The 22,101-nt window shown below is 42.5% G+C and carries 23 protein-coding genes; 1 reads left to right on the top strand and 22 read right to left on the bottom strand.

Features of this window, described 5'->3' with window-relative positions:
• Positions 1-143 precede the first annotated feature (143 nt).
• Positions 144-731, top strand: a complete 588-nt coding sequence (gene clpP / locus N780_RS08190; RefSeq protein WP_036782288.1) for an ATP-dependent Clp endopeptidase proteolytic subunit ClpP — start codon at positions 144-146, stop codon at positions 729-731.
• A gap of 44 nt (positions 732-775) precedes the next feature.
• On the opposite strand, the gene N780_RS08185 is transcribed toward clpP, so the two are convergent.
• The 22 genes from N780_RS08185 to N780_RS08075 all read right to left on the bottom strand — a co-directional run bounded on the left by N780_RS08185 (position 776) and on the right by N780_RS08075 (position 21,947).
• Complete coding sequence (locus N780_RS08185; protein WP_036782286.1) at positions 776-1,162, bottom strand: UPF0715 family protein; 387 nt, start codon at positions 1,160-1,162, stop codon at positions 776-778.
• 584 nt (positions 1,163-1,746) lie between these two features.
• On the bottom strand, positions 1,747-2,523 hold the full coding sequence (locus N780_RS08175; RefSeq protein WP_036782282.1) for an ABC transporter permease: 777 nt from the start codon (positions 2,521-2,523) through the stop codon (positions 1,747-1,749).
• A complete protein-coding gene (locus N780_RS08170) occupies positions 2,520-3,473 on the bottom strand; it encodes an ABC transporter ATP-binding protein (RefSeq protein WP_036782280.1) in 954 nt (317 codons plus the stop codon). The genes N780_RS08175 and N780_RS08170 overlap by 4 nt, the downstream gene beginning before the upstream one ends.
• Positions 3,474-3,715: 242 nt before the next feature.
• A complete protein-coding gene (locus N780_RS08165) occupies positions 3,716-3,970 on the bottom strand; it encodes an HPr family phosphocarrier protein (RefSeq protein WP_036782278.1) in 255 nt (84 codons plus the stop codon).
• 153 nt (positions 3,971-4,123) lie between these two features.
• Positions 4,124-5,068: a DNA-binding protein WhiA gene (whiA, locus tag N780_RS08160; protein ID WP_036782276.1), complete on the bottom strand. Its 945-nt coding sequence runs from the start codon at positions 5,066-5,068 to the stop codon at positions 4,124-4,126.
• 43 nt (positions 5,069-5,111) lie between these two features.
• The gene (gene mgfK, locus N780_RS08155; protein WP_036782274.1) at positions 5,112-6,068 is read right to left on the bottom strand and encodes a gluconeogenesis morphogenetic factor MgfK; all 957 of its coding nucleotides are present in this window, start codon (positions 6,066-6,068) and stop codon (positions 5,112-5,114) included.
• A gap of 3 nt (positions 6,069-6,071) precedes the next feature.
• On the bottom strand, positions 6,072-6,956 hold the full coding sequence (gene rapZ / locus N780_RS08150) for an RNase adapter RapZ (RefSeq protein WP_036782272.1): 885 nt from the start codon (positions 6,954-6,956) through the stop codon (positions 6,072-6,074).
• A gap of 18 nt (positions 6,957-6,974) precedes the next feature.
• Positions 6,975-7,439, bottom strand: a complete 465-nt coding sequence (locus tag N780_RS08145; RefSeq protein ID WP_036782270.1) for an 8-oxo-dGTP diphosphatase — start codon at positions 7,437-7,439, stop codon at positions 6,975-6,977.
• 711 nt (positions 7,440-8,150) lie between these two features.
• On the bottom strand, positions 8,151-9,098 hold the full coding sequence (gene trxB, locus N780_RS08140) for a thioredoxin-disulfide reductase (protein ID WP_036782268.1): 948 nt from the start codon (positions 9,096-9,098) through the stop codon (positions 8,151-8,153).
• Positions 9,099-9,189: 91 nt separating this feature from the next.
• Entirely contained in the window at positions 9,190-10,206 is a 1,017-nt protein-coding gene (locus tag N780_RS08135; RefSeq protein WP_036782265.1) for a tetratricopeptide repeat protein, read from the bottom strand.
• A 96-nt stretch (positions 10,207-10,302) separates the two neighbouring features.
• Positions 10,303-10,932, bottom strand: coding sequence for a bifunctional phosphoribosyl-AMP cyclohydrolase/phosphoribosyl-ATP diphosphatase HisIE (gene hisIE / locus N780_RS08130; protein WP_036782263.1), 630 nt, complete (start codon positions 10,930-10,932; stop codon positions 10,303-10,305).
• Entirely contained in the window at positions 10,929-11,687 is a 759-nt protein-coding gene (gene hisF / locus N780_RS08125; protein ID WP_036782261.1) for an imidazole glycerol phosphate synthase subunit HisF, read from the bottom strand. Before hisF ends, hisIE begins: the two co-directional genes overlap by 4 nt.
• Positions 11,687-12,421, bottom strand: coding sequence for a 1-(5-phosphoribosyl)-5-[(5-phosphoribosylamino)methylideneamino]imidazole-4-carboxamide isomerase (gene hisA, locus N780_RS08120; RefSeq protein WP_036782258.1), 735 nt, complete (start codon positions 12,419-12,421; stop codon positions 11,687-11,689). Before hisA ends, hisF begins: the two co-directional genes overlap by 1 nt.
• Positions 12,418-13,059 (bottom strand): imidazole glycerol phosphate synthase subunit HisH, encoded by a 642-nt coding sequence (hisH, locus tag N780_RS08115; protein WP_036782257.1) that lies wholly within the window; start codon positions 13,057-13,059, stop codon positions 12,418-12,420. The genes hisA and hisH overlap by 4 nt, the downstream gene beginning before the upstream one ends.
• A complete protein-coding gene (gene hisB / locus N780_RS08110; protein WP_036782255.1) occupies positions 13,060-13,653 on the bottom strand; it encodes an imidazoleglycerol-phosphate dehydratase HisB in 594 nt (197 codons plus the stop codon). It lies immediately after the preceding gene.
• Positions 13,650-14,927, bottom strand: a complete 1,278-nt coding sequence (gene hisD / locus N780_RS08105; RefSeq protein ID WP_036782252.1) for a histidinol dehydrogenase — start codon at positions 14,925-14,927, stop codon at positions 13,650-13,652. The genes hisB and hisD overlap by 4 nt, the downstream gene beginning before the upstream one ends.
• A 13-nt stretch (positions 14,928-14,940) precedes the next feature.
• Positions 14,941-15,561: an ATP phosphoribosyltransferase gene (hisG, locus tag N780_RS08100; RefSeq protein WP_036782251.1), complete on the bottom strand. Its 621-nt coding sequence runs from the start codon at positions 15,559-15,561 to the stop codon at positions 14,941-14,943.
• Positions 15,554-16,726 (bottom strand): ATP phosphoribosyltransferase regulatory subunit, encoded by a 1,173-nt coding sequence (locus N780_RS08095; protein ID WP_156969110.1) that lies wholly within the window; start codon positions 16,724-16,726, stop codon positions 15,554-15,556. The genes hisG and N780_RS08095 overlap by 8 nt, the downstream gene beginning before the upstream one ends.
• Positions 16,727-16,960: 234 nt before the next feature.
• The gene (gene bioB / locus N780_RS08090; RefSeq protein ID WP_036782249.1) at positions 16,961-17,950 is read right to left on the bottom strand and encodes a biotin synthase BioB; all 990 of its coding nucleotides are present in this window, start codon (positions 17,948-17,950) and stop codon (positions 16,961-16,963) included.
• Between the two features lie 24 nt (positions 17,951-17,974).
• Positions 17,975-18,580, bottom strand: coding sequence for a biotin transporter BioY (locus tag N780_RS08085; RefSeq protein ID WP_036782248.1), 606 nt, complete (start codon positions 18,578-18,580; stop codon positions 17,975-17,977).
• An 824-nt stretch (positions 18,581-19,404) separates the two neighbouring features.
• A complete protein-coding gene (locus N780_RS08080) occupies positions 19,405-20,211 on the bottom strand; it encodes a hypothetical protein (RefSeq protein ID WP_036782247.1) in 807 nt (268 codons plus the stop codon).
• A 71-nt stretch (positions 20,212-20,282) separates the two neighbouring features.
• Positions 20,283-21,947 carry a glycerol-3-phosphate dehydrogenase/oxidase gene (locus N780_RS08075; protein ID WP_036782245.1) on the bottom strand — a complete coding sequence of 555 codons (1,665 nt, stop codon included), beginning with the start codon at positions 21,945-21,947 and terminating at the stop codon, positions 20,283-20,285.
• Positions 21,948-22,101: the final 154 nt, after the last annotated feature.

Below are 22,101 nucleotides of genomic sequence, written 5' to 3'. Positions count from 1 at the left end.
ATATATAAGGTAAGAAAGGTCTTTTACATAGTTAGTAAGAAAACATCAATCCTTTCGTTTGACCTTTTTTGACCTTGCGTGTATGATAAAATTAATTCGGTACTTACTTAGTGTTAGAACACGATTTAAAGGAGGAGAATTTCATGAATTTAATCCCTACAGTTATTGAACAAACGAACCGCGGTGAACGTGCGTATGATATCTATTCACGCCTTCTGAAAGACCGCATTATTATGCTTGGAAGCGCTATTGATGACAACGTAGCAAACTCAATCGTAGCACAAATGCTATTCCTTCAAGCAGAAGATCCAGAGAAGGATATCTCTCTATACATCAACTCTCCAGGTGGTTCCATTACAGCTGGTATGGCGATTTATGACACGATGCAGTTCATTAAGCCAAATGTAGCAACAATCTGTACAGGTATGGCAGCATCTATGGGTGCTTTCCTTCTAGCTGCTGGTGAGCCAGGCAAACGTTCTGCTCTTCCAAACAGTGAAGTTATGATTCACCAACCACTTGGCGGAACTCAAGGTCAAGCATCTGACATTGAAATCCACGCAAAACGCATTATCAAAATGCGTGAGAAACTAAACCAAATTCTTTCTGAGCGCACAGGTCAAGACCTATCTGTAATTGAACGCGACACGGACCGTGACAACTTCATGACAGCTCAAGAAGCAAAAGAATACGGCCTGATCGACAACGTTTTCGAACGTAGCCAAGGTTAATTCAACTATTTGAAAACCGCTCTGATTACAATCAGAGCGGTTTTTTATGCAAAAACTTTAACTTTCGCAGAATCCCACAGCCAAATAAATAGCGCTGTACTTACGACATAAACGTACCACAGAGGAGTAACAAATGGAGCTTGATACTCATTCAATACTGGGTTCACCATGAGATGGATAAGGAATGAGCCTCCCAAAAAAGCAACAAAGTATTTCAAGCTATAATCCCGATTGCCGATCTTCCTCTGCAAATAAATAAGAATAGGAAGTGCAAATATAAAATAGAGGGCAAAAAACACGGCAAAGACTAGGAATATAGCAAAGATCAGCCCTTTTGAAACATCAGCCTTAAAACTGAGCTCTACGATCATATAAAAAAATGTTATCGACACGGCCGCAAGCGTAATAATAACCAGGTTCCGCTTATTCATTCAATCACCTCTTTAACTTCACTCACTCAATTTCCCTCTCAACCTTAGATAAAAACTCTCCTTTTCTTTCCTAGTTTAAGCAAGAGACATTTAGATCAGGAGGTGTCCGTTACCATATGGAGGTTAGGGCAGGCTTGGGGACTACTCGCTTTCCTGCGGGGAGCTGGGAAGCCTCCTCAATCGCTACGCGCTTTCCGGGGTCTCCCCTAGGCTCCTTATCCCGCGGGAGTCTCGCAGTCCCCAAGCCTACCCTGATATTAAATGGTGAAACGGACTGCTATAGTGCTGTAAGCGATCCCCCTTGCATGCATAATGGCACGCTTCCGTCTCCTCCCAATTCGGCAAAGGTGGGCCGGGAAACTGCGAGACTCCTGCGGGAGAAAGAGGTCGACGAGACCCCGCACTGAACGCAGTGAGGGAGGAGGCTCGACAGCTCGCCCGCGGAAAGCGAGTAGTTTCCCGGCCCACCTTACTCAACACTAACGTTAACGGAAACATCCTCTCAACTTCGACTTTTGAACAAACCTATTATGAAAGATAACCAAATAAAAAGAAGGCTAGCATCATAGCTAGCCTTCTCCTCATTAATAATGACCCAACAATCCTTTATTCATCGCCAAGCGTTCACAACTTCGATAAACGATGACGCCAATAATGGCGTAAAATATCCCATTCCCAACTAACCAAGAGTAATCGACCCACGTAAAGTCTCCAAGGGTATAACCATGAATCATAACGTGACGCATCATATCCACTCCCTTTACAAAAGGAGCAAAAACAAGGTAAGGGGCGACGGACAGTGGGACAAATGCAAATGCCATTAGAATAAATTGCAAGATTTGCAAGAACGCATCGACTTGTTTAAAGATGACGGATATTCCAGCAATAATAAAGCTAACGCCAATCATACTAATAATGGTGAGTAAGAGAATGGGTATGATCGCTCCTATATTTAAATGCAACCATTCTCCTGTCGTTACCATTGAAGCAAAGATGAGTACAACCATAATGCTTAGATGAATGGCTACCATTCCAAACACACGAGCTAAAAGAATGCGCCATGCTGAAACGGGTGACATATACAACTGTTCCAACGTTCCTCGCATTGCTTCCATCGTAATGGCTCCACCAGTAGATTGAAGCGTCATCATCGCAAAGTACCAAAATACATAGTTAACGATAATGTATTGGGTGTTTGAAGAAGCTTCAGCAGGATCACCCACTACCTGAATCCCAAAGAATAGGGCCAGAAAAATAATATAGAATGTGGCTAATAAGCTTAATGTATTGGGTAAGTAACGCTTCATTTCTATAAATTCTTTCTTTGTATTCACTCGTAAAACTTGCAGGAAGGCACTCATGATACAGCCTCCTCTTTTACAAGTCTTCTAAATACTTGCTCAAAATTCACTTGGGTTCGATTAATTGTTTCAATACCCGTTTGATTAAGACTAAGTATATTCATAATTTGATAGATCGCTTCTTCATGTTCTAGACTAACTTCTAAGGTGAGGTCATGGAGGTTATAAATCGGGAACTGATGTTGGAGTTTGGTGAGTTGTTCTTCGGTGAGCGTTTCTTTTAATTGAATTTCATAGGCACTTGTTTCAAAAAGTTTTAAGAGATGCTGAACATTTTCATCGGCAATAACCTTTCCACTATTTATAATGACCGTTCGTTTACAAAGGTCTTGCACCACGGCCATATCATGAGTACTAATGATAATTGTTTTTCCTTCGCGCTCTGCAATATGCTTTAACAAGGAACGAACTTCGTAACTCGTTTCTACATCTAAGCCAAGAGTTGGCTCATCAAGTAAAATCACGTCTGTATTTGCCATTAAGGCAACAGCTATCGCCAACTTTTGCTGCATACCACGTGAGAGGTTATTCACAATCTCTTTGCGTTTGTCTTCTAAGCGAAAAAGCTCTAGGAGTTGGTCAATTCGCTCTTTCGACTCTTTCTTCCTCATTCCACGATTACCTGAAAAATACTCAAGATTCTCTTCTACAGACAAACGCCAATATACATTTCGGTTTCCTTCTAACACCGCACTAATATGACGTAAAGCCTTGTTCCGTTCTTTTACACTGTCATAACCGTTTATTTTAATCGAACCTTGATCAGGCACGAGTAGTCCGCAAATACTTTTTATCGTGGTCGTTTTACCTGCTCCGTTAGGTCCTAGTAGACCTACAATCTCCCCTTTACGGACTGAGAATGAAATACCATCCACAGCTATAAATTCTTCTTTAGATTTTCGTTTTTTATACCCTTTTCGAATGCCATCTACTTCAATAATCGTTTCCATATAATCCTCCCTTTTCCCTTATCTACAACTTATTATACAAATAACATCCATTTCCTTCCTCCTACCTGAGAAGATATTTGCCTCAGCCTCAAGTCGGAACTTATCATCATGTTCCAAACTTCGTCGATATAAGCATGACCCTGCATACCATCACCACATAAAAAACTCGAGAATCGATTCCATATCGATTCTCGAGCTTTGTTGTTCATTTCTTCACAATTAAGACAAAAAATAAGTATCCACTACTGGCTAGTCACAAACTCAACTAGCTTATCAATAGCGCTGTCTTGATCTGTTCCTTCTGCCTGAAGTGTAATCGTTTCTCCTGGTCCAACGGCCACACTCATCAGTCCCATGATGCTCTTAGCATTCACCCGTTTCCCTTCTTTCTCTAAAAAGATATCGGACGAAAAACGATTGGCTTCCTGAACGAACAAGGCAGCTGGTCTTGCTTGTAATCCGGTACTTAATTCTACTGTTACAGACCGCTCGATCAATCCCATTCCCCTCTCTGTGTTATCTATTTAAATTGTATTACCATAATTTCGAAAGCGCTATCACAAAATTGTAAAAAAAACGCTTCCGATAAGAAGCGTCGAAATTTTAAGATTATTATATCATGAACATCATAAAAAAGGAATGGATATCTATTATTTAACCGCAAGTTCCCCCTTGCGAAGCTTATCAGCAAATTCGTCTATTTTACGCAGGCGATGGTTTACACCAGACTTACTAATAGTAGGCGACATAAGCTCCCCAAGTTCTTTCAGAGTAACATCCTGATGCTGCACACGAAGTACGGCTAGTTCTTGTAATTTATCTGGCAGTGCTTCCAATCCAACTGTATTTTGAATAAGTTTAATATTCTCAACCTGGCGGAAGGCAGCTCCAATTGTTTTATTCAGATTAGCCGTTTCACAGTTGACGAGTCGATTTACGGAGTTTCGCATATCACGCATAATGCGGACATCTTCAAATTTCAATAAGGCCTGGTGACCTCCAATGATATTGAGGAATTCTGTAATCTTCTCGGCTTCTTTCAAATAGCAGATATACCCTTTTCTTCTCTCAATTGCTCTGGCATGAAGGTCAAACTGATTCATAAGTTCACACAGGGATTCGTTGTGATCTTCATAGAAGGTAAAGATCTCCATGTGATAAGAAGACGTTTCTGGATTATTTACAGACCCACCTGCTAAGAAGGCTCCTCGTAAATAAGCACGCATACAGCATGATTTTTGCTGATACTTCTTTGATATCGTTCGAATTAGAGTGAAAGGCTCTTCTAGAATCTCTAAATCCTGCAATAAATCACGAACCTTTTCTTTCATCCGAACAATATAAACGTTGTTTTTCTTTAAACGCATTTTCTTACGAACCAATAGCTCTACTGGTAGTTGGTATAGGTTTTTGACTAACGTATAAATTCGACGGGCAATTGCTGCATTTTCCGTTTGAACATCTAGAATGTAGTTCCGATTGGAAAACGAGATGGAGCCATTCATACGGATTAACGCCGCTAATTCTGCTTCCATGCAGCACGGTTCCACTTCGATGCCGGTCAATTCTTTTTTGGTTTCAGAAGCAAATGACAACCCTCTCACCTCCTCTTCACCTAGTGATTATTAAAGGACATGCTTAATCAAGCATAGAATATAACAACTTGGCGACTTTTGTTGTATCGTGACGTAGTGACGTTTGATTTGGATCAATAATATCACCTTCTATAACGTTAATGCCCATTTCACGTAACCGATCTTGATCATTGATAACAGGTGATGCATGCTCAACTGCATACATTTTTCGAACCTCATCATCAATAATTTGATTATGGACAACAATCGAATGAAGGCATCCTTCGCCTATATGATCTTGAATCGCTTGGACGTGATCAGATGCAGTGTAGTCAGTTGTTTCTCCATGTTGAGTCATTACGTTGCATACATAGACAACTTCACCTTGCGTCTCACGTAAAGCATCTCCGATTTGAGAGACGATCATATTGGGTAAGGTACTTGTATATAAACTCCCTGGAGCAATGACAACTAAGTCTGCTTCCTTAACCGCCTTAACAGCTTCAGGAAGAGGTTGCACTGGCTCAGGGCTTAGAAAAACTCGTTTGATTTTCTTTCCTGATGCAGGAATCTTGGATTCGCCTGAAACAACAGATCCATCCATCATTTCAGCATGAAGGAACATATTTTGGTTTGCAATAGGAAAAATATTTCCTTTTACATTTAAGACACGAGAAATTTCTTTAATGCCGTGAAAGAAATCACCAGTGATGGAATTCATAGCAGCTAAAAGTAAATTTCCCATGGAATGCCCAGATAACCCGTTGCCATTCCGGAACCGATGCTGGAAAAGATCCAACAGCATCGGCTCAGCATCAGATAAGGCGGCAATAACATTACGGATGTCACCTGGGGCCGGCATCGACAATTCCTCACGCAAACGTCCAGAGCTTCCCCCATCATCAGCAACAGTAACGATGGCTGACAGGTCTATAGGGAAAGACTTTAAGCCTCGTAATAAAACCGGCATCCCTGTCCCTCCTCCAAGTACAACTACTCGAGGTAAAGGTTTTTTAGGCATCGTCTATTTTCCCTTTCTTTTATCGACATCTCGATGAGTAACATGAGCCACATAATCGCGGGAGAAGTGGTTTGCAATGTGTTCTGCGATGGCTACAGATCGATGTTGCCCTCCAGTACATCCAATCGCAATCACCAACTGACTCTTCCCTTCCCGCTTATATTGAGGCAGCATGTACCCTAACAAGTCGAACAACTTCTCTAAAAATTGATTGGTTTCTGTCCATTTGAATACGTATTTTGACACTTCATCATCTAACCCTGTTAATGGTCGCATCTGTTCCACATAATGTGGGTTCGGTAAGAAACGAACATCAAAGACAAGGTCCGCATCAATAGGCAATCCGTATTTAAAACCAAAAGAAACAACTTGCACAGAGAACACTTGCTGGGTTTTCTCAGCGTAAGATTCCAAAATGCGCTCTCGTAGTTCACGAGGCTTTAATGTAGTGGTATCAATTATTTGTTGCGCACGACCACGAAGTTCATCAAGCATTAGACGTTCTTGCTGAATGCCTTCCATTGGTAATCCATCCGGTGCTAAAGGATGGGAGCGGCGGGTTTCCTTATAACGTGAAACAAGTGATTGGTTCTCAGCATCAAGGAAAAGGATGTGTTCATTTAATCCATCTTCTTTTGACAATCGATCTAGCGCTTCGAAAAGCGTATCGAAAAACTCTCTACCTCGTAAATCCATAACAAGGGCGACTTTTTGTATATTATTCTTAGGATCCTTCATTAATTCTAAGAACTTTGGAAGTAGCGCAGGTGGCAAATTATCCACACAGAAGAAGCCCAAATCTTCAAAGCTTTGAACTGCGACTGTTTTTCCGGCACCAGACATTCCTGTGATAATTACGAGTTGGGTTTCTTGTGTTTGATCTACCATGTTTCCATCTCTCCCTTTTTATGGATTCATTGGATCAAGCGTAACGTCTAATAACTTGAAATCAAGTGTATACGTAAAGGTGCCATATAATATTGAGTTATGGTTTAATATATGTCGAAGGTAATGTTGATCACCTTCAGCCATAGGCTTTTGAAGAACTTCTGCAACAGGAACCCATTCAAGTTCCCCTTCAGGACTTTCTGCCTTTAACGTCCCTGAATAATCTTCACTATAAAAAGTGAACATCATCCATTCGTGAGCTACCTCTTCTCCGTCTTTCATAATGAAGGTAAATACACTACGAAGTTGCGGATCTTTAAGCGTTAACCCTGTTTCTTCTTTGTATTCACGTGCTGCCGTTTCTTTAATATGTTCTCCCTGCTCCATCTTCCCACCAGGAACCACATACCAACCCCGGCGTGGCTTCTGAAGCATTAACACTTCATCGTTCTTACGTAAAACTGTATTTGTAACTCGCTGCACACTATTCACCTCATTTAAAAAATGCGAGAGGCATTCTCCTTATTATTATACTACGGTTGCGTAAGTTAGAAAAGCATATCGAAAAGCGCAGGCGGGGTGGTCAGGTTAATTGGAAGCTCGACTAAAACCGCCACGTCCTGTGGCAACGTCGAACGACCCCACATCGTGTGGGGCCGGATAAGCAAGCTACTGTAAGTCTGCACAGCAGACTGGAGGTAGATTGCTTATCGCGCTAGGCCCTCCCCGCCGGAGCTAGACATATCGAAAAGCGCAGGGGGCTCGCCCAGGGGCGTACGGATAAGCAAAATGCCGGAAGTGGCGATAGCCACTGCAGGTAGTTTGCTTATCTCGCTAGCCCCTAGCCCCCGGAGCTAGACATATCGAAAAGCGCAGGCGACTGCTTAGCCCCGTACGCATATGCAAAATGCCATAAGTTCGCGCAGCGGACTGGAGGCAGGTTGCTTATGACGCTAGGGGCTAGGAGCCGGAGCTAGACACCAAAAAGCAGGCGAAACTACATTTAGACAAAAAAAGGGGCACAGGCGAGTTTGCCTGTGCCAAATATATTTATTAAAAGGGGGTCAATTAGTTAATTATATTATACCCCATAATTGTTTCATGCGTGTTACAGCACAATTAAAATGCTATTACGTTTCGTTACGTTTAGTAACAGGCATCTTTACAATTGCGGCTGAACCTTGCATGGAACACTTATGCTTCGCCGATTTCCTCTAACAAGTTCTCGATGTAGTGTTGAGCTGATTGAGCTGCAATACTACCATCCCCTGTAGCGGTAACGATTTGACGAAGTTCCTTTTCACGAATATCTCCGGCTGCGAAGATTCCTGGCACTTTCGTTTCCATTTTTTCATTTGTTTCGATATAGCCGTTTTCGTTCGTAATGCCAATGGATTCAAATGGTTTACTTAGAGGAATCATACCGATATAGATAAACACACCATCAATTGGTTTGTCGTACTCTTCGCCCGTCTTGTTATTTATAAGAGAAACGCTTCCTACTTTACCATTTTCATCGTTAATTTTCGTTACCTCAGTATCCCAAATAAAATCGATCTTTTCATTGTCATAGGCACGTTGTTGCAGAATTTGCTGTGCACGTAAGGAGTCACGACGGTGAACAATGGTTACTTTGCTTGCAAAACGAGTTAAATAAACTCCTTCTTCAACAGCAGAGTCACCACCACCAACAACAACTAGTTCTTTGTTTTTGAAGAATGCACCGTCACATACGGCACAGTAAGATACACCACGGCCGCCAAGTTCAGATTCACCAGGCACACCTAATGCTTTATATTGAGCTCCTGTTCCAATAATAATGGAACGAGCTTTATATTCTTTATTTCCAGCTCTAACGGTTTTGTATTCTTTACCGTCAATGATCTCTTTAATATCTCCGTATGCATATTCTGCACCGAATTTTTTAGCGTGATCAAACATTTTATTTGAAAGATCCGGACCTAAAATGTGTTCATACCCAGGGTAGTTCTCCACTTCTTCGGTATTCGCCATTTGTCCGCCTGGAATTCCGCGTTCAATCATAAGTGTATTTAAGTTTGCACGAGAAGTGTAAACAGCTGCTGTCATACCTGCCGGGCCAGCACCTGCGATGATTACATCGTAGATCATTTCTTCGCTCACTTCGCTCAACCCCTTTTCAATTCTCTTTTGCTGTAATCTCATGGTATAAAATCTGTCCAATTGCGTCTATTGATATGCTCATGAGGGTATTTTATCCTTGTTGCCACGGTCCGCCTTGTTCTGCTAGATTTGGGTGTCTGGTGCATCCTTCTTCCCATAAGCTTAATGCTTTAGAAGGCTCTCCGGTATGGTAAGCAGCTATGCTAAACCATTTATAATAAGATAAGTGCCCTTTTAGCTTACCTTTTTCCAACCGGCAAAAACGATCATACGCTGCAGCATACTCCCCCACTTGGGTTAAAGTAGCTGCTACACGTAGTTTTTGTTGCTCTCCTATAGGATACACATTTCGAAGTTTTTGTATGTGCCCCTGACTTTGTTGAGCCTTTCCTTGATGGAAATAAAACACAGCCAGATTACACATCGAATGAAGAGAAAATGGTTCTCGCTCATGCCACTGTTCCTCTAGCTCTATTGCTTCTTGCTCTTCACCCGCGAAAAAGAGACATACGGCGTAATCATGCTTTGCCGAAACAAAATTAGGAAAGAGACGAATCATTTCCTCTAAAATGGGTAGCGCTTCCTTCCATTGTTGTCGTTCCATATAATAAAAAGCCGACTCCTGGTGCATCATTAATTCATCTTCTTCTTCAAATGCCCAATCGTCGTCCTCATCCTCTTCTTCTTCTATATCCAGCACAGAGACTAATTGCTCTGCTTCTTCTTTAAAATCACCTTCAGGCGCTTTATTCAAGTACTCTTTAGCGTACTTCTTAGCGTCCTGAAATAACCCTAAGTGAGCATAATTATTCGAAATAAGATAATAACAATCGACATATTCATGGCCAAAATCTGCTAATACATTCATTAAAATCTGGTTCGCTGTATGGTAATCACCCGTCTCTGTATGCACCACAGAAAGCTGGCACTGATAAACCGGTTGCTTTGGTGATAATTCAACCGCTCTTCGTAACCATTTTGACGCTTTTTCAAATTCACGCTTTCTGAAAGCACGAACACCTTTGTTGAAGTAAAACTCCCCTTCAGGTGTGAACGGAATGATATTATCAACAACAGCTCCTCCAGTATTGTTGTTTGAAGTATGCATGTAGGTCCTCCTATCTTCGAACCGTAACATTCCTTTAGCAGTATACCACATTTGTAAAGGGGATTATAGGAGTGATTCCGTTTTTATCCATACGCCTTACTTTTTGCTATTTCTTCCTTCTAAGGCTTCAAGTACTTGATCGAATGGAACGCCTCTTTCAGTAAGGAGCATAAGGGTATGGAACAACAAGTCTGCCGTTTCCCACGTCAACTCCTCAGCGTCATTATTTTTCGCTGCAATAATAACTTCGCCTGCTTCTTCGCCTACTTTTTTCAGAATCCGATCCACACCTTCTTGGAATAACTGAGATGTATATGAACCTTCTGGTAGAGTAGCTAAACGTTCAGCCAATGTGCTTTGTAAATCATCCAGAATTTGATAACGGTTGCTTTTAGATTCTGCATCTTTCCCATACACCGTTTCTGAAAAGCAAGAATAGTCCCCTTTATGACAAGCAGGTCCTTTTGGAATCACCTGCAGTAATACAGCATCTTGATCACAGTCATACTTCATCGTTTCGATGGATTGAGTATTCCCGGACGTGGCCCCTTTATGCCATAATTCTTGACGAGAACGGCTGTAAAGGTGCGTCTCCCCAGATTCCACAGACTTTTTAACAGCTTCTTCATTCATGTAAGCAAGTGTCAGAACTTCTTTACTGCGTGCATCTTGTATAATGGCTGGAACAAGCCCTTTTTCATCAAATTGTATCGCGTCTACATTCATCTCACATGCACCCCGTTTTCTTTTAGTTCACCTTTTACGCTCTGTACGGACGTTTCTTTATAGTGGAAGATTGAAGCTGCTAGTGCCGCATCTGCGTCTGCTTCCTTGAAAACATCCACGAAATGCTGAGCATTGCCAGCTCCTCCTGAAGCAATGACAGGCACATCGACAACTTGTTGAACGGCTTTAAGTAGATTAATATCAAAGCCTGTTTTCTCACCATCTTGGTCCATACTGGTTAACAGGATTTCACCTGCTCCTCTCTCCACAACATGCTTAGCCCAGTCGCACACTTCCCATTCTGTAGCATTACGACCTCCGTGTGTATACACACGCCAAGAGCCGATCGATTCATCGTATCGCGCATCTATTGCCACCACAATACATTGCGCACCAAAAAAGTCCGATCCCTCAGTAATCAATTCCGGTTTCCGAACGGCTGCTGAATTTAAAGATACTTTATCAGCCCCTGCCCGTAATAGTGCGCGCATGTCCTCAAGAGAACCAATGCCCCCTCCGACTGTAAATGGGATAGCAAGCGTACCCGCCACTTCACGAACGACTTCGATCATGGTTTTACGTCCTTCATGGGATGCTGAGATATCTAAAAAAACAAGCTCATCAGCACCTTGCTCATCATAAACCGTAGCCAGCTCGACTGGATCACCTGCATCGCGGATCTGAACAAACTGAATCCCCTTTACAACGCGGCCATCCTTCACATCTAAACAGGGAATAATACGTTTAGTGAGCATTATTGATTCACCTCAGTTAGTGCTTCTCTAAGGGGAAGTTCTTTTGTATAGATGGCTTTTCCGACAATGGCACCACCTACATTTTGATCACTATATTTCTTCAAGCTTATAAGATCTTCGATATTACGAACACCACCAGAGGCGATCACTTCTTTTCCTGTTTGTTTTGCCAGCTCGACAATCTGGTCTGTGCTTGGACCGCTCATCATGCCGTCTTTTGAGATATCCGTATAAATAAACGTCTCAACACCCGCTTCAGCGAAGTATTGCCCCACTTCAATGGCTGTTTGGTCCGATTTCGTTAACCAACCATCAGTCGCCACGTATCCATCACGCGCATCTAAGCCTATTGCAATCTTGCTCCCGTACTCTGCTACTAATTCTTTCGTTAATTCTGGGTTCGAAATAGCCAGGCTTCCAATAATAACGCGGTCTACACCACGGTCTAAATAGTATGCTGCATCTTCTTTGTTTCTGATGCCGCCTCCCATTTGAACCTTTACAGACAACTCATCAACAACGCGAAGGATATGCTCTGCATTTATACGCTTTCCTTCTTTCGCGCCATCTAGGTCCACCATATGGATCCATTCAGCCCCTTGATCCAGAAAGCCTTTTGCTACATCAAACGGAGAATCACCGTAGATCGTTTCTTTATCGAAATCTCCTTGTTCAAGACGTACGCATTTCCCGTTTTTCATATCGATTGCTGGATATATTGTAAATTGACTCATAATTCGACTCCTCCCTTACTGACCAGGTCACAAAAGTTTCGTAAAATCGTCATGCCCGTCTCCCCACTTTTCTCCGGGTGAAACTGTGCCCCAAAGACATTCGCTCTACCAACGACTGCTGGCACTTCTGTTTCATACTGAGCACTTGCGATGATGTCCTCACGCTGCTTGGCTTGTACATAATAAGAATGAACAAAATAAACATAACCATCTTCTATATTTTGAAGAATAGGAGAATTAGGGTGGTGCTGATCAAGGTGGTTCCAGCCCATATGAGGAACCTTAAATCGGTTTCCGTCTGAATCAGCTCCTTTAAAACGAACCACACTTCCTGGTAATAATCCTAACCCTTCTGTCATGCCACCTTCGTCACTCTCATCAAACAAGAGTTGCATCCCTAAGCATATACCAAGTAATGGCATCCCATCGCCTACTTTAGAAAGAACAAAATCTTTCATACCTGTTTCCTCTAAAGATTTCATTGCGTCAGGGAAAGCTCCTACACCTGGAAGGATTAGCCCCTCGCATTCGGCGAGTTGTTCCGGATCGTTTGTTAAACAATATGGAACGTCCAAGCGTTCGAGCGCTTTCGATACGCTAAATAAATTCCCCATACCGTAATCAATAATACCGATCATCTACAAACTCCCCTTTGTCGACATAATGCCCTGAATACGAGGATCGATTTGCGTGGCTTCATCAAGTGCACGGGCTGTCGCTTTAAACATCGCTTCAATAATATGATGCGTGTTTGTCCCGTGATGGACAACGATATGTAAATTCATACGAGCTTCGAGTGCAAGCTTCCAGAAGAACTCATGAACATTCTCTGTATCGAACGTGCCCACTTTAGAAGCCGGCAAATCCGCTTTCCATTCAAGATGTGGACGATCACTAAGATCAACAGCTACCGTTACGAGCGTTTCGTCCATAGGAAGTGAAAAGGATCCATAACGTTTGATACCTGCCTTATCTAATAATGCTTCTCGAAGTGCACGACCTAGACAGATACCGATATCCTCCGTCAAATGGTGATCATCTACCTCCACATCACCTTTTCCTTCAACGGTTAGGTCGAAGAAGCCGTGCTTTTTAAATAATTCAAGCATATGGGTGAGAAAAGGGACCTGTGTATCGACCGTCCCTTTTCCCGTCCCATCAATGGCTAAAGCTAGCGATATGTTCGTTTCCCCTGTTTCTCGTTCGATTCGACTTACTCGTTCTTCTTTCATTCCTCACCTGACTCCTTTCTCATTTCCACTGCACGAGCGTGGGCTTCTAAGCCTTCTAATCTTGCAAAGCGAGCAATTTTATCCGCATGTTTATCATAAGACGCCTTACTGTAATAAATCACACTTGATTTCTTCACAAAGTCATCTACATTTAGCGGGCTACTAAAGCGGGCCGTTCCGCTTGTTGGCAATACGTGATTGGGACCAGCAAAATAGTCTCCAATTGGTTCTGAACTATATCTCCCTAAAAAGATAGCACCTGCATGCTTGATTTTACCTAATAGCATAAACGGCTCTTTCGTCTGAACTTCTAAGTGTTCTGGTGCTAATTCATTTACTACGTCGATCGCTTGGGACAAGTTATCGCACACGACTATTCCACCATAGTCGTTAACACTTGCTTCAGCAATTCGTTTACGCGGAAGATCCTCAAGCTGGTGTTGCACTTCACTTGCAACTCTTTCGGCGAGTTCTTGTGATGATGTCACTAAAACACTTGAAGACCTGGCATCGTGCTCTGCTTGTGATAGTAAATCCGCCGCAATTTCTCTTGGATATGCTGTGTCATCAGCTAACACGACAATTTCACTTGGGCCCGCAATCATATCAATATCGACATCGCCAAAAACCTCTCGTTTCGCAAGGGCTACGTAGACATTTCCTGGACCTACAATTTTATCAACAGGTAGAATCGACTCTGTTCCATACGCAAGCGCTGCAACTGCTTGCGCGCCTCCTGCTTTATAGATCTCCTTGACCCCTGCAATCTCTGCAGCAACAAGTACACCCGCTGGTAATGTCCCTTCTTCAGATGGAGGAGATACCATGACGATCCGTTCCACACCGGCTACAATGGCTGGCATCACATTCATAAATACTGATGATGGATAAGCAGCTGTACCTCCTGGAACATAAACGCCAACTGCATCAAGGGGTGTAATTTTTTGACCTAACATGGTTCCGTCTTGGTCCGTATCAAACCACGAATTTCGAACTTGTTTTTGGTGGAACGAACGAATATTTGCGCACGCTTCTTCCAAAATAGCTACATCATTTAGGTCAAGTTGACTTCTTGCTTCTGCAAATTCTTCTTCCGTTACAGCTAACCTTTCCAAGTCAGCCCCGTCCAGTTGTTTTGTATAAGAGAGCACGGCTTCATCCTGCCTCTCTTTAACATCTGAAATGATGGATTGAACAGTAGATCTCTGAGCTTCTGTCCCCCCATCTACCGTTCTTTTAAATGCATCAATTTCTTCAGGTGTGATGATCTTCATGGATTCGCCCTCCTTAGACGTACTCACTTAAGGCTTCAATGAGCGGGTCAAGTTGTTCATTTTTGATCCGATAACTTACTGGGTTCACGATAAAACGAGACGTAATATCTGCAATCTTTTCATACTCTACGAGGCCATTTTCACGTAGCGTTTGGCCTGAAGATACGATATCCACAATGCGATCTGTTAATCCAATAAGCGGGGCAAGTTCAATCGATCCATTTAGTGGGATAATCTCAATTTGCTCACCCTGCTCACGGAAGTACTCCGAGGCAACACGAGGATATTTCGTTGCAATCTTCGGCGCAATCTTGCTAAGTGGTTTGTCTGGTAAACCAGCTACCGCCAAATAACAGCCGCTTATTTTTAAGTCTAGCACTTCGTAAACGTCACGATCTTGCTCTAACAATACATCTTTGCCTGCAATACCACAGTCAGCAGCACCATATTCAACGTAAGTTACCACATCCATAGGCTTTGCCATCATAAGACGCACTTTATATTCAGGAAAATCTAAGATTAACTTTCTGGAATCCTCTACGTCTGTAAAATCATAGCCAACTTTCTGAAGAAGTTCAGCCGCTTCCTCAAAGATTCTTCCCTTAGGCATCGCAATGGTTAACCAATTATTCAACAGAAGCGCCCCCTTCCGTCAAGTCAATCACTTGTTTGTAACTGTTTTGTCCTTCTTCGTAATACGCTTTGTTTTGCAAAATGACCTGCTCTCCTTCGGCGCGAAGTTCTTGTGCCACCTGTAAACCTTGATCAAATGTATGTGGCTCGTACATGACAAGAACGGGCCCTACTTGATCCGCATGTTGTTCCATGGCTTCGACTAAACGATCTACTCGAATCGCAAACCCTGTAGCGGAAGCTGTAGATTGGAAAGATGGAAGCAACTGATCATAGCGACCTCCATTACAGAGAAGCGAACCTAAGTGAGGAGCATACCCCTCAAACAAAATCCCTGTATAATAACTCATATGGCTAATGAGGTTGAGGTCAAATGATACGTACTCACTCACGCCGTATGATTCTAGAAGGTTCTGTAGCTGTTTCAGTTCTCTCGTCGCACGGTGACAGGCACCATTGGTTGTAATCTCTTCGGCAGTTGCTAACACATCTTTCTGTCCTCTAAGAGAAAGCAATTGCTTCATTCGAGCCTTATTCTCCCCAGACAGTTCCACTTGTTCTAATGCTTTTCGGAAACCAACATAATTCTTTCTATATAAATAACGCAGAAACTCTTCTTGCGTTTCTTCTTCATCTCCAAAGACTTCTTTTAAGAGGCCTTTAACGTACCCAATATGTCCTACCGTTAACTGAAACTCATTAAGCCCGGCAGCTTTTAGTGTTTCAATCTGTAAAGCAATAACCTCAGCATCAGCGTAAATCGAGTTTTCACCGATATATTCAACACCAACTTGTTCAAATTGAGCAGGTTTCCCGCCTTCGATTTGTTGAGCACGAAATACAGGACCATCATAGCTTAAACGAAGCGGGTAGCCTTGTTCCTTTAATTGTGAAGCGGCTACACGAGCAATCGGCGAAGTAAGATCTGGTCGAAGAACTAACGTATGCCCTTGTTGATCTAACAGCTTAAACAACTGTGTTTCTTCGATCGCACTAGCCTCTCCAACTGTTTCTAAGTATTCCATCATTGGGGTGTCTAGGAATTGATATCCCCACGATTCTATTTTATTTGAAACTGCTTCACGAGCTTTGCGTTTTTGTTGATAGAAAAAAGGAAGCGTGTCGCGCATTCCTAGTGGTTTTTCGAACATAAGACGATTTGCCAAAACAATGTACCCCTCTCTATTTCCGTTGATTTGAGTAAAATAATCAAAATCCTTTAGCGTGCTAATACGATAACATGATAAAGAAAGAACGTCAACGAATCAACTTTTCACTCCTATATTCTATCTTCCCCAAATGTATAGAGAGCAAAGCTAATATTAAGGAAGAACCGGCCGAAAAAGAATTAGATATACAATTAAAAGAGGCGAAACCCTGTTGGATTTCGCCTCTTTCTCTTACAAAACAGCTTCTTCTTCTGTTACATAATCAATCTCAAACCCTAAATCTTTAATCATTTGATGATCTTCAGTACTATCCTGACCATCAGTTGTCAAATAGTCACCAACAAAGATAGAATTAGCTGGATATAGACTAAGCGGTTGTAAACTACGTAAGTTCACTTCCCGGCCACCCGATACGCGAATTTCTTTAGTTGGATTAATAAAACGGAATAAGCTTAATACTTTTAAACAGTACGTTGGTGAGAGTTCATCGGTCCCCTCAAGAGCCGTTCCATCAATCGCGTGCAGGAAATTCACAGGAATGGAGTCCGCGTCCAATGCTTTTAAGGCACGCGCCATATCCACGACATCTTCTTTTGTTTCCTTCATCCCGACAATGACACCCGAACAAGGAGATATTCCAGCTTCTTTAGCATGGTTAACAGTTCCCACTCGATCTTCATACGTATGACTGGTTGTAATGGCTTCATGATGATTTTCTGAAGTATTCACATTGTGGTTATACCGATCGACGCCTGCTTCTTTCAGTTCCTTTGCTTGCTCTGGCTTTAAGATACCAAGACATGCACAAACTTTAAGGTCATACCTTTGCTTAATCTCTCTTACTGCTGAGGTCACAATATTCAACTCTCTTGAGGTAGGTCCACGACCGCTTGCTACGATGCAATATGTACCAGAGTTTAAGCGATGTGCTTGTTCAGCACCTTTCATAATCGTTTCCTGATCCATCATACGATATTTCTGTATAGGCGCTTTAGAATCTATGGATTGGGCACAATAGCCACAGTTTTCAGGGCAAAATCCTGATTTCGTGTTAATAATCATGTTGAGTTTTACTTTGTTCCCATAATAGTGCTTCCTTACTTGGTAAGCACTATGAAGCAAATCCAGCAACTCTTCATCGGGGCAATCAAGGACAGCCAAAGCTTCTGTGTCTCTCAGTTCTTGTCCTTCTAACACTTGGACCGCTAACTCTCTCCACATCGCGCTTCCCCCCCTATTGTTTAATTAAGCTACCGATTTACGTCTTTCTCGCCTAAACTGGCTGTTCGCTAGCACACTTCGCTCAAGACGCATCCCTAAGAAACCAGCCACAACACTTAATGCTATATCTTTTGGCAACGGAACCATCATCCATCCCCAAGCCATTGTGTAGGTAAACCCTTCTGGCGCATCAAACCATAGAACATAAGCTGCATACATCCAGTTCGTACCGAAGATATAATTGAAAGCCATCCCTGTCAGGGCAGCAGCTATATACATCGGTAGCGTACGCTTCATCTCTACCATTTTCCCTACAATATAAGCAACAAGAATATAAGATATAATAAAACCAAACGTAGGGCCCATCAGCATCCCTGCCCCACCTTTAAATTGTGCAAATATAGGCGTTCCTGCTAATCCAAGCAACATGTATACAAGCATTGAAAAAGCTCCGAGACGACTTCCAAGAACAAGACCCGCCAGGATTGCGAAGAATGTCTGAAGCGTAATCGGCACCCCTCCGATTACCATAAATGGAGCAATACTTGTGATGTTAGCCCCCACAGCCATCATAGCCACAAATAAACTCCCCATTGTAATGTCTAAAGCTGTCCACTTCTTCTTTACCATCTTTATTGCCTCCCTTTTCGTTAACTAACTATCATTAACGGTTAACATTTAAAAATAGAGTATCATAGATTGGGAGAAAATTCATTATAAAATTTATGTTCTTTCTTGAAGCACTTTGTTTGTTCAGAAATAGGGTAGTATTGTTGAAGACTCGGATCTGATAGAATGTTTCCGTTAACTTTAAACGAGCGTAAGGTGGGCCTGGAAACCACTCGCTTTCCTGTGGGGAGCTGGTGAGCCTCCTCACCCGGCAAAGCCGGGCTCCGGGGTCTCACCTAGGCTCTTCTGCCCACGGGAGTCTCGCAGTTTCCAGGCCCACCTTTTCCATGTTGAGAGCTACGGAAACAAGCCACATGTAGATTCAATTAGGTATCAGCAAAACCAACCAGCTAGGTCTTTTGTCAAGACAATAGCCTGAAGTGTCTTGGGCAAACGGGAAACTTCTCCGGGATAAAGAGGTCTAGTTCTTGCGTAGAGGACCTAGCGAGATAAGTCGTCTTTTCTCCAAAGTCATAATTCCTTTAGGACAGTTGTACCCTCTCATAAAGCATTCTTCCGTTTCTTCTACATATGGCAAGGTGGTTCGGGAAATTGCGAGACTCCTGCGGCAGTAGGAGCCTAGGGGAGACCCCGCAGAGAGCGTATGCGAACGAGGAGGCTTCCCAGCTCGCCGCGGAAAGCGAGTGATTTCCCGAACCACCCTCCCCCTCTCATTTAAGCAAACGGAAGTCATTTTCTTATGGCAAATGTAGAAAAGCAACCACTTCCAGACAAAAAAGCCTATGAGCACCGTCGTGAAGACCGTACTCATAGGCTTTGTGTTTTTACATGCTTCGGCGCTGATTAATCATATACAAGAACAGCTGCAGCGATTCGGGCATGGAATCTTGATCATAGCGTTGTAAGAGAAACCCTGATTTGGATCCAAACCGATCGGCGGCTTCGAGTGGGATTGCGTCTTTTTTCATTTCGACTACACTTAATTGCTCTGGATCTAACACTGTAATGGAGTCCATAAATTTGTCAGTAGTTGCCTGCCAAAGGAGTCGGTTTTGTTCATACATGTAGAATGTTAGACCTCCACCTTTTCTCCCTACAGCTTCCATATAATAAGCCAAGGCACCATTTGGTTTTTTCACAAAATAACGTCCCTTAAGTCCGCCTTTTTTCTCAATCTTATACTTTAATTGATCCCTTGTATCGAAATACGAAAACCATCTAGGAGCAAATGGATGAGCGCTTAGGACGGCTGCAATTCCAGTTGCGATCTTCCAGTACCACGGTCCATCCTCTTTCAAATAAGAGTAAAGATCCCCGTGCAAATCATACAAGCGTCCTGTATGTTCATAGGTCACTTCTGTACTTAGGTACATTTTCATTGGCCATCCTTCAGTAGATAACGGATTTACCATTTCAGGCTGTTGTTCAGCTAGCTTCGAGAAACGAAAATCCCGTGCTGCACTGCTCATCATCGCTATCCCAATGAAGAAAAAAGGTAATGCAATAATAAAGAAATTCAAAAAGTTAAATGAAAAAAGGAAAGGGGATAAGAACACAAGAAGTGTAATCCCCAAATAGATACTCCCTAATCTCACTTGCCGCTTCGCATCATTTCGCAACAGTTCTTGCATGTTTTGCATATCCTCACCCATTTCAACTATTCTACTTATACTTACGAATAGATGAGGGGGAAGGTTTCACTTTATTGAGCAGGAACTGGTGTAACGGCTTCTTCTAATAGCTCAATAAGTTCATAAATGTAGATGTCGATCTGTTCGTCGGTCCAATTGAATCTTCTTGCCATATAAGCAATAACAGATTCTTTGTGTTTATGAACCCAATGGATATCGAAGAATAGTGCACCTGTACGGCGAATGAAGAAGTCGACTGGCTTAGCTGTTAGCTCATACTCAATTCCATACTTCAGCATCGCGAATACAAGCGGATCTAAACCTTCACGTTCGGCTTCATCTTTATTATTTTGATAGAACTCAAAGACTTTACCAACGTTAGCACCATACAGCTGTACAAGTCCACGTGCTTGTTCTTCCGTTAAACCGTAAGCAATGCCTTCACCTGTCTTACGTTCCTTGAATTTTTGGAAGCCTTTTGCTCCTCCAACTTCACCACCAGATACCGGAAGTTCTTTCGTCTGGCTTTTCGGATAGTTTTTACCGTTTTCTTCTTTAAGGTGATCTGCTACAAGGTCAATCACATTCTCAGCCATCTTACGGTAACCAGTCAGCTTACCGCCAGCAATCGAAATCAACCCAGAATCAGATTCAAAGATCTCATCCTTTCGAGAGATTTCAGAAGGGTCTTTTCCTTCTTCGTGAATTAGTGGACGTAAACCTGCCCAGCTTGATTCTACATCATTTGCTGTAATAGATAGAGTTGGGAACATGTAATCAATCGCACTTAAGATATAATCACGATCATCAACCGTCATTTTAGGATGAGATATTTCACCCTCGTATACCGTATCGGTTGTTCCCACATATGTTTTACCATCTCGCGGAATAGCAAAGACCATACGATCGTCAGGTGTATCAAAATAGATTGCCTGTTGAAGAGGGAATGTTTGTTGATCAAATACAAGGTGTACCCCTTTAGTTAGCTGTAGGGTTTTCCCTTTCTTAGATCCATCTTTCTCACGAAGCGTATCTACCCAAGGTCCACCAGCATTGATAATTTTCTTCGCATATAAGTGACGACGTTCACCACTTAACTGGTCTTCCACTTCAACACCTGTTACTTTGCCTTCTTCATAAAGGAAATCTACCACTTTTGTATAGTTAAGAGCATGGGCTCCTTTTTGAACAGCCTTTTTCATAACTTCAAGCGTTAGACGCGCATCATCTGTACGGTACTCAACGTAGTACCCACCGCCTTTAAGGCCATTACGTTTTACAAGCGGTTCTCGTTTTAGCGTTTCTTTAGCTGAAAGCATTTTGCGTCGCTCGCTCTTCTTAACACCAGCTAAGTAATCATAGACACGCAGACCTACATTTGTAGAAAGAGGTCCGAAGTTCCCGCCTTTATGGAATGGCAGTAGCATCCACTCAGGTGTCGTAACGTGAGGTCCATTTTGATAAACGATGTCACGCTCTTTCCCTACCTCTGCTACCATAGCCACTTGGAATTGTTTTAAATAACGTAGACCACCGTGAACGAGTTTCGTTGAACGACTCGATGTACCAGCAGCAAAGTCTTGCATTTCTAGAACACCTGTTGTTAACCCTCTCGTAGCAGAATCAAGCGCAATCCCCGCACCTGTAATCCCACCACCGATCACTAACACATCAAGGGTTTCTTTCTCCATCTCATTATAGATTTCATTACGTTGTAAACTAGAAAATGTCTTCATTTCATATTCGCTCCTTTTTTCCCAATACTCCGATTCAGTTGCCTACAACTATGGTATACCCAAGAATCACCGCTCGTACGCTAGAGAATTTTAAGCAATGTGCCGCATCAAAAGCGGAAGGGCCCGGGTATCCCCGACTTGCTTAAGCATGAAC

This window comes from Pontibacillus chungwhensis BH030062, assembly GCF_000770675.1.
Lineage (GTDB): Bacteria > Bacillota > Bacilli > Bacillales > BH030062 > Pontibacillus > Pontibacillus chungwhensis.
This window is presented reverse-complemented; position numbering and strand designations above follow the sequence as displayed.

Coding starts and splice junctions, on each gene's coding strand:
- clpP (WP_036782288.1), top strand. CDS start 144: ATGAATTTAATCCCTACAGTTATTGAACAAACGAACCGCGGTGAACGT.
- N780_RS08185 (WP_036782286.1), bottom strand. CDS start 1,162: ATGAATAAGCGGAACCTGGTTATTATTACGCTTGCGGCCGTGTCGATA.
- N780_RS08175 (WP_036782282.1), bottom strand. CDS start 2,523: ATGAGTGCCTTCCTGCAAGTTTTACGAGTGAATACAAAGAAAGAATTT.
- N780_RS08170 (WP_036782280.1), bottom strand. CDS start 3,473: ATGGAAACGATTATTGAAGTAGATGGCATTCGAAAAGGGTATAAAAAA.
- mgfK (WP_036782274.1), bottom strand. CDS start 6,068: ATGCCTAAAAAACCTTTACCTCGAGTAGTTGTACTTGGAGGAGGGACA.
- rapZ (WP_036782272.1), bottom strand. CDS start 6,956: ATGGTAGATCAAACACAAGAAACCCAACTCGTAATTATCACAGGAATG.
- N780_RS08135 (WP_036782265.1), bottom strand. CDS start 10,206: ATGCATACTTCAAACAACAATACTGGAGGAGCTGTTGTTGATAATATC.
- hisIE (WP_036782263.1), bottom strand. CDS start 10,932: ATGAATGTAGACGCGATACAATTTGATGAAAAAGGGCTTGTTCCAGCC.
- hisF (WP_036782261.1), bottom strand. CDS start 11,687: ATGCTCACTAAACGTATTATTCCCTGTTTAGATGTGAAGGATGGCCGC.
- hisA (WP_036782258.1), bottom strand. CDS start 12,421: ATGAGTCAATTTACAATATATCCAGCAATCGATATGAAAAACGGGAAA.
- hisH (WP_036782257.1), bottom strand. CDS start 13,059: ATGATCGGTATTATTGATTACGGTATGGGGAATTTATTTAGCGTATCG.
- hisB (WP_036782255.1), bottom strand. CDS start 13,653: ATGAAAGAAGAACGAGTAAGTCGAATCGAACGAGAAACAGGGGAAACG.
- hisD (WP_036782252.1), bottom strand. CDS start 14,927: ATGAAGATCATCACACCTGAAGAAATTGATGCATTTAAAAGAACGGTA.
- bioB (WP_036782249.1), bottom strand. CDS start 17,950: ATGTGGAGAGAGTTAGCGGTCCAAGTGTTAGAAGGACAAGAACTGAGA.
- N780_RS08085 (WP_036782248.1), bottom strand. CDS start 18,580: ATGGTAAAGAAGAAGTGGACAGCTTTAGACATTACAATGGGGAGTTTA.
- N780_RS08080 (WP_036782247.1), bottom strand. CDS start 20,211: ATGCAAGAACTGTTGCGAAATGATGCGAAGCGGCAAGTGAGATTAGGG.
- N780_RS08075 (WP_036782245.1), bottom strand. CDS start 21,947: ATGAAGACATTTTCTAGTTTACAACGTAATGAAATCTATAATGAGATG.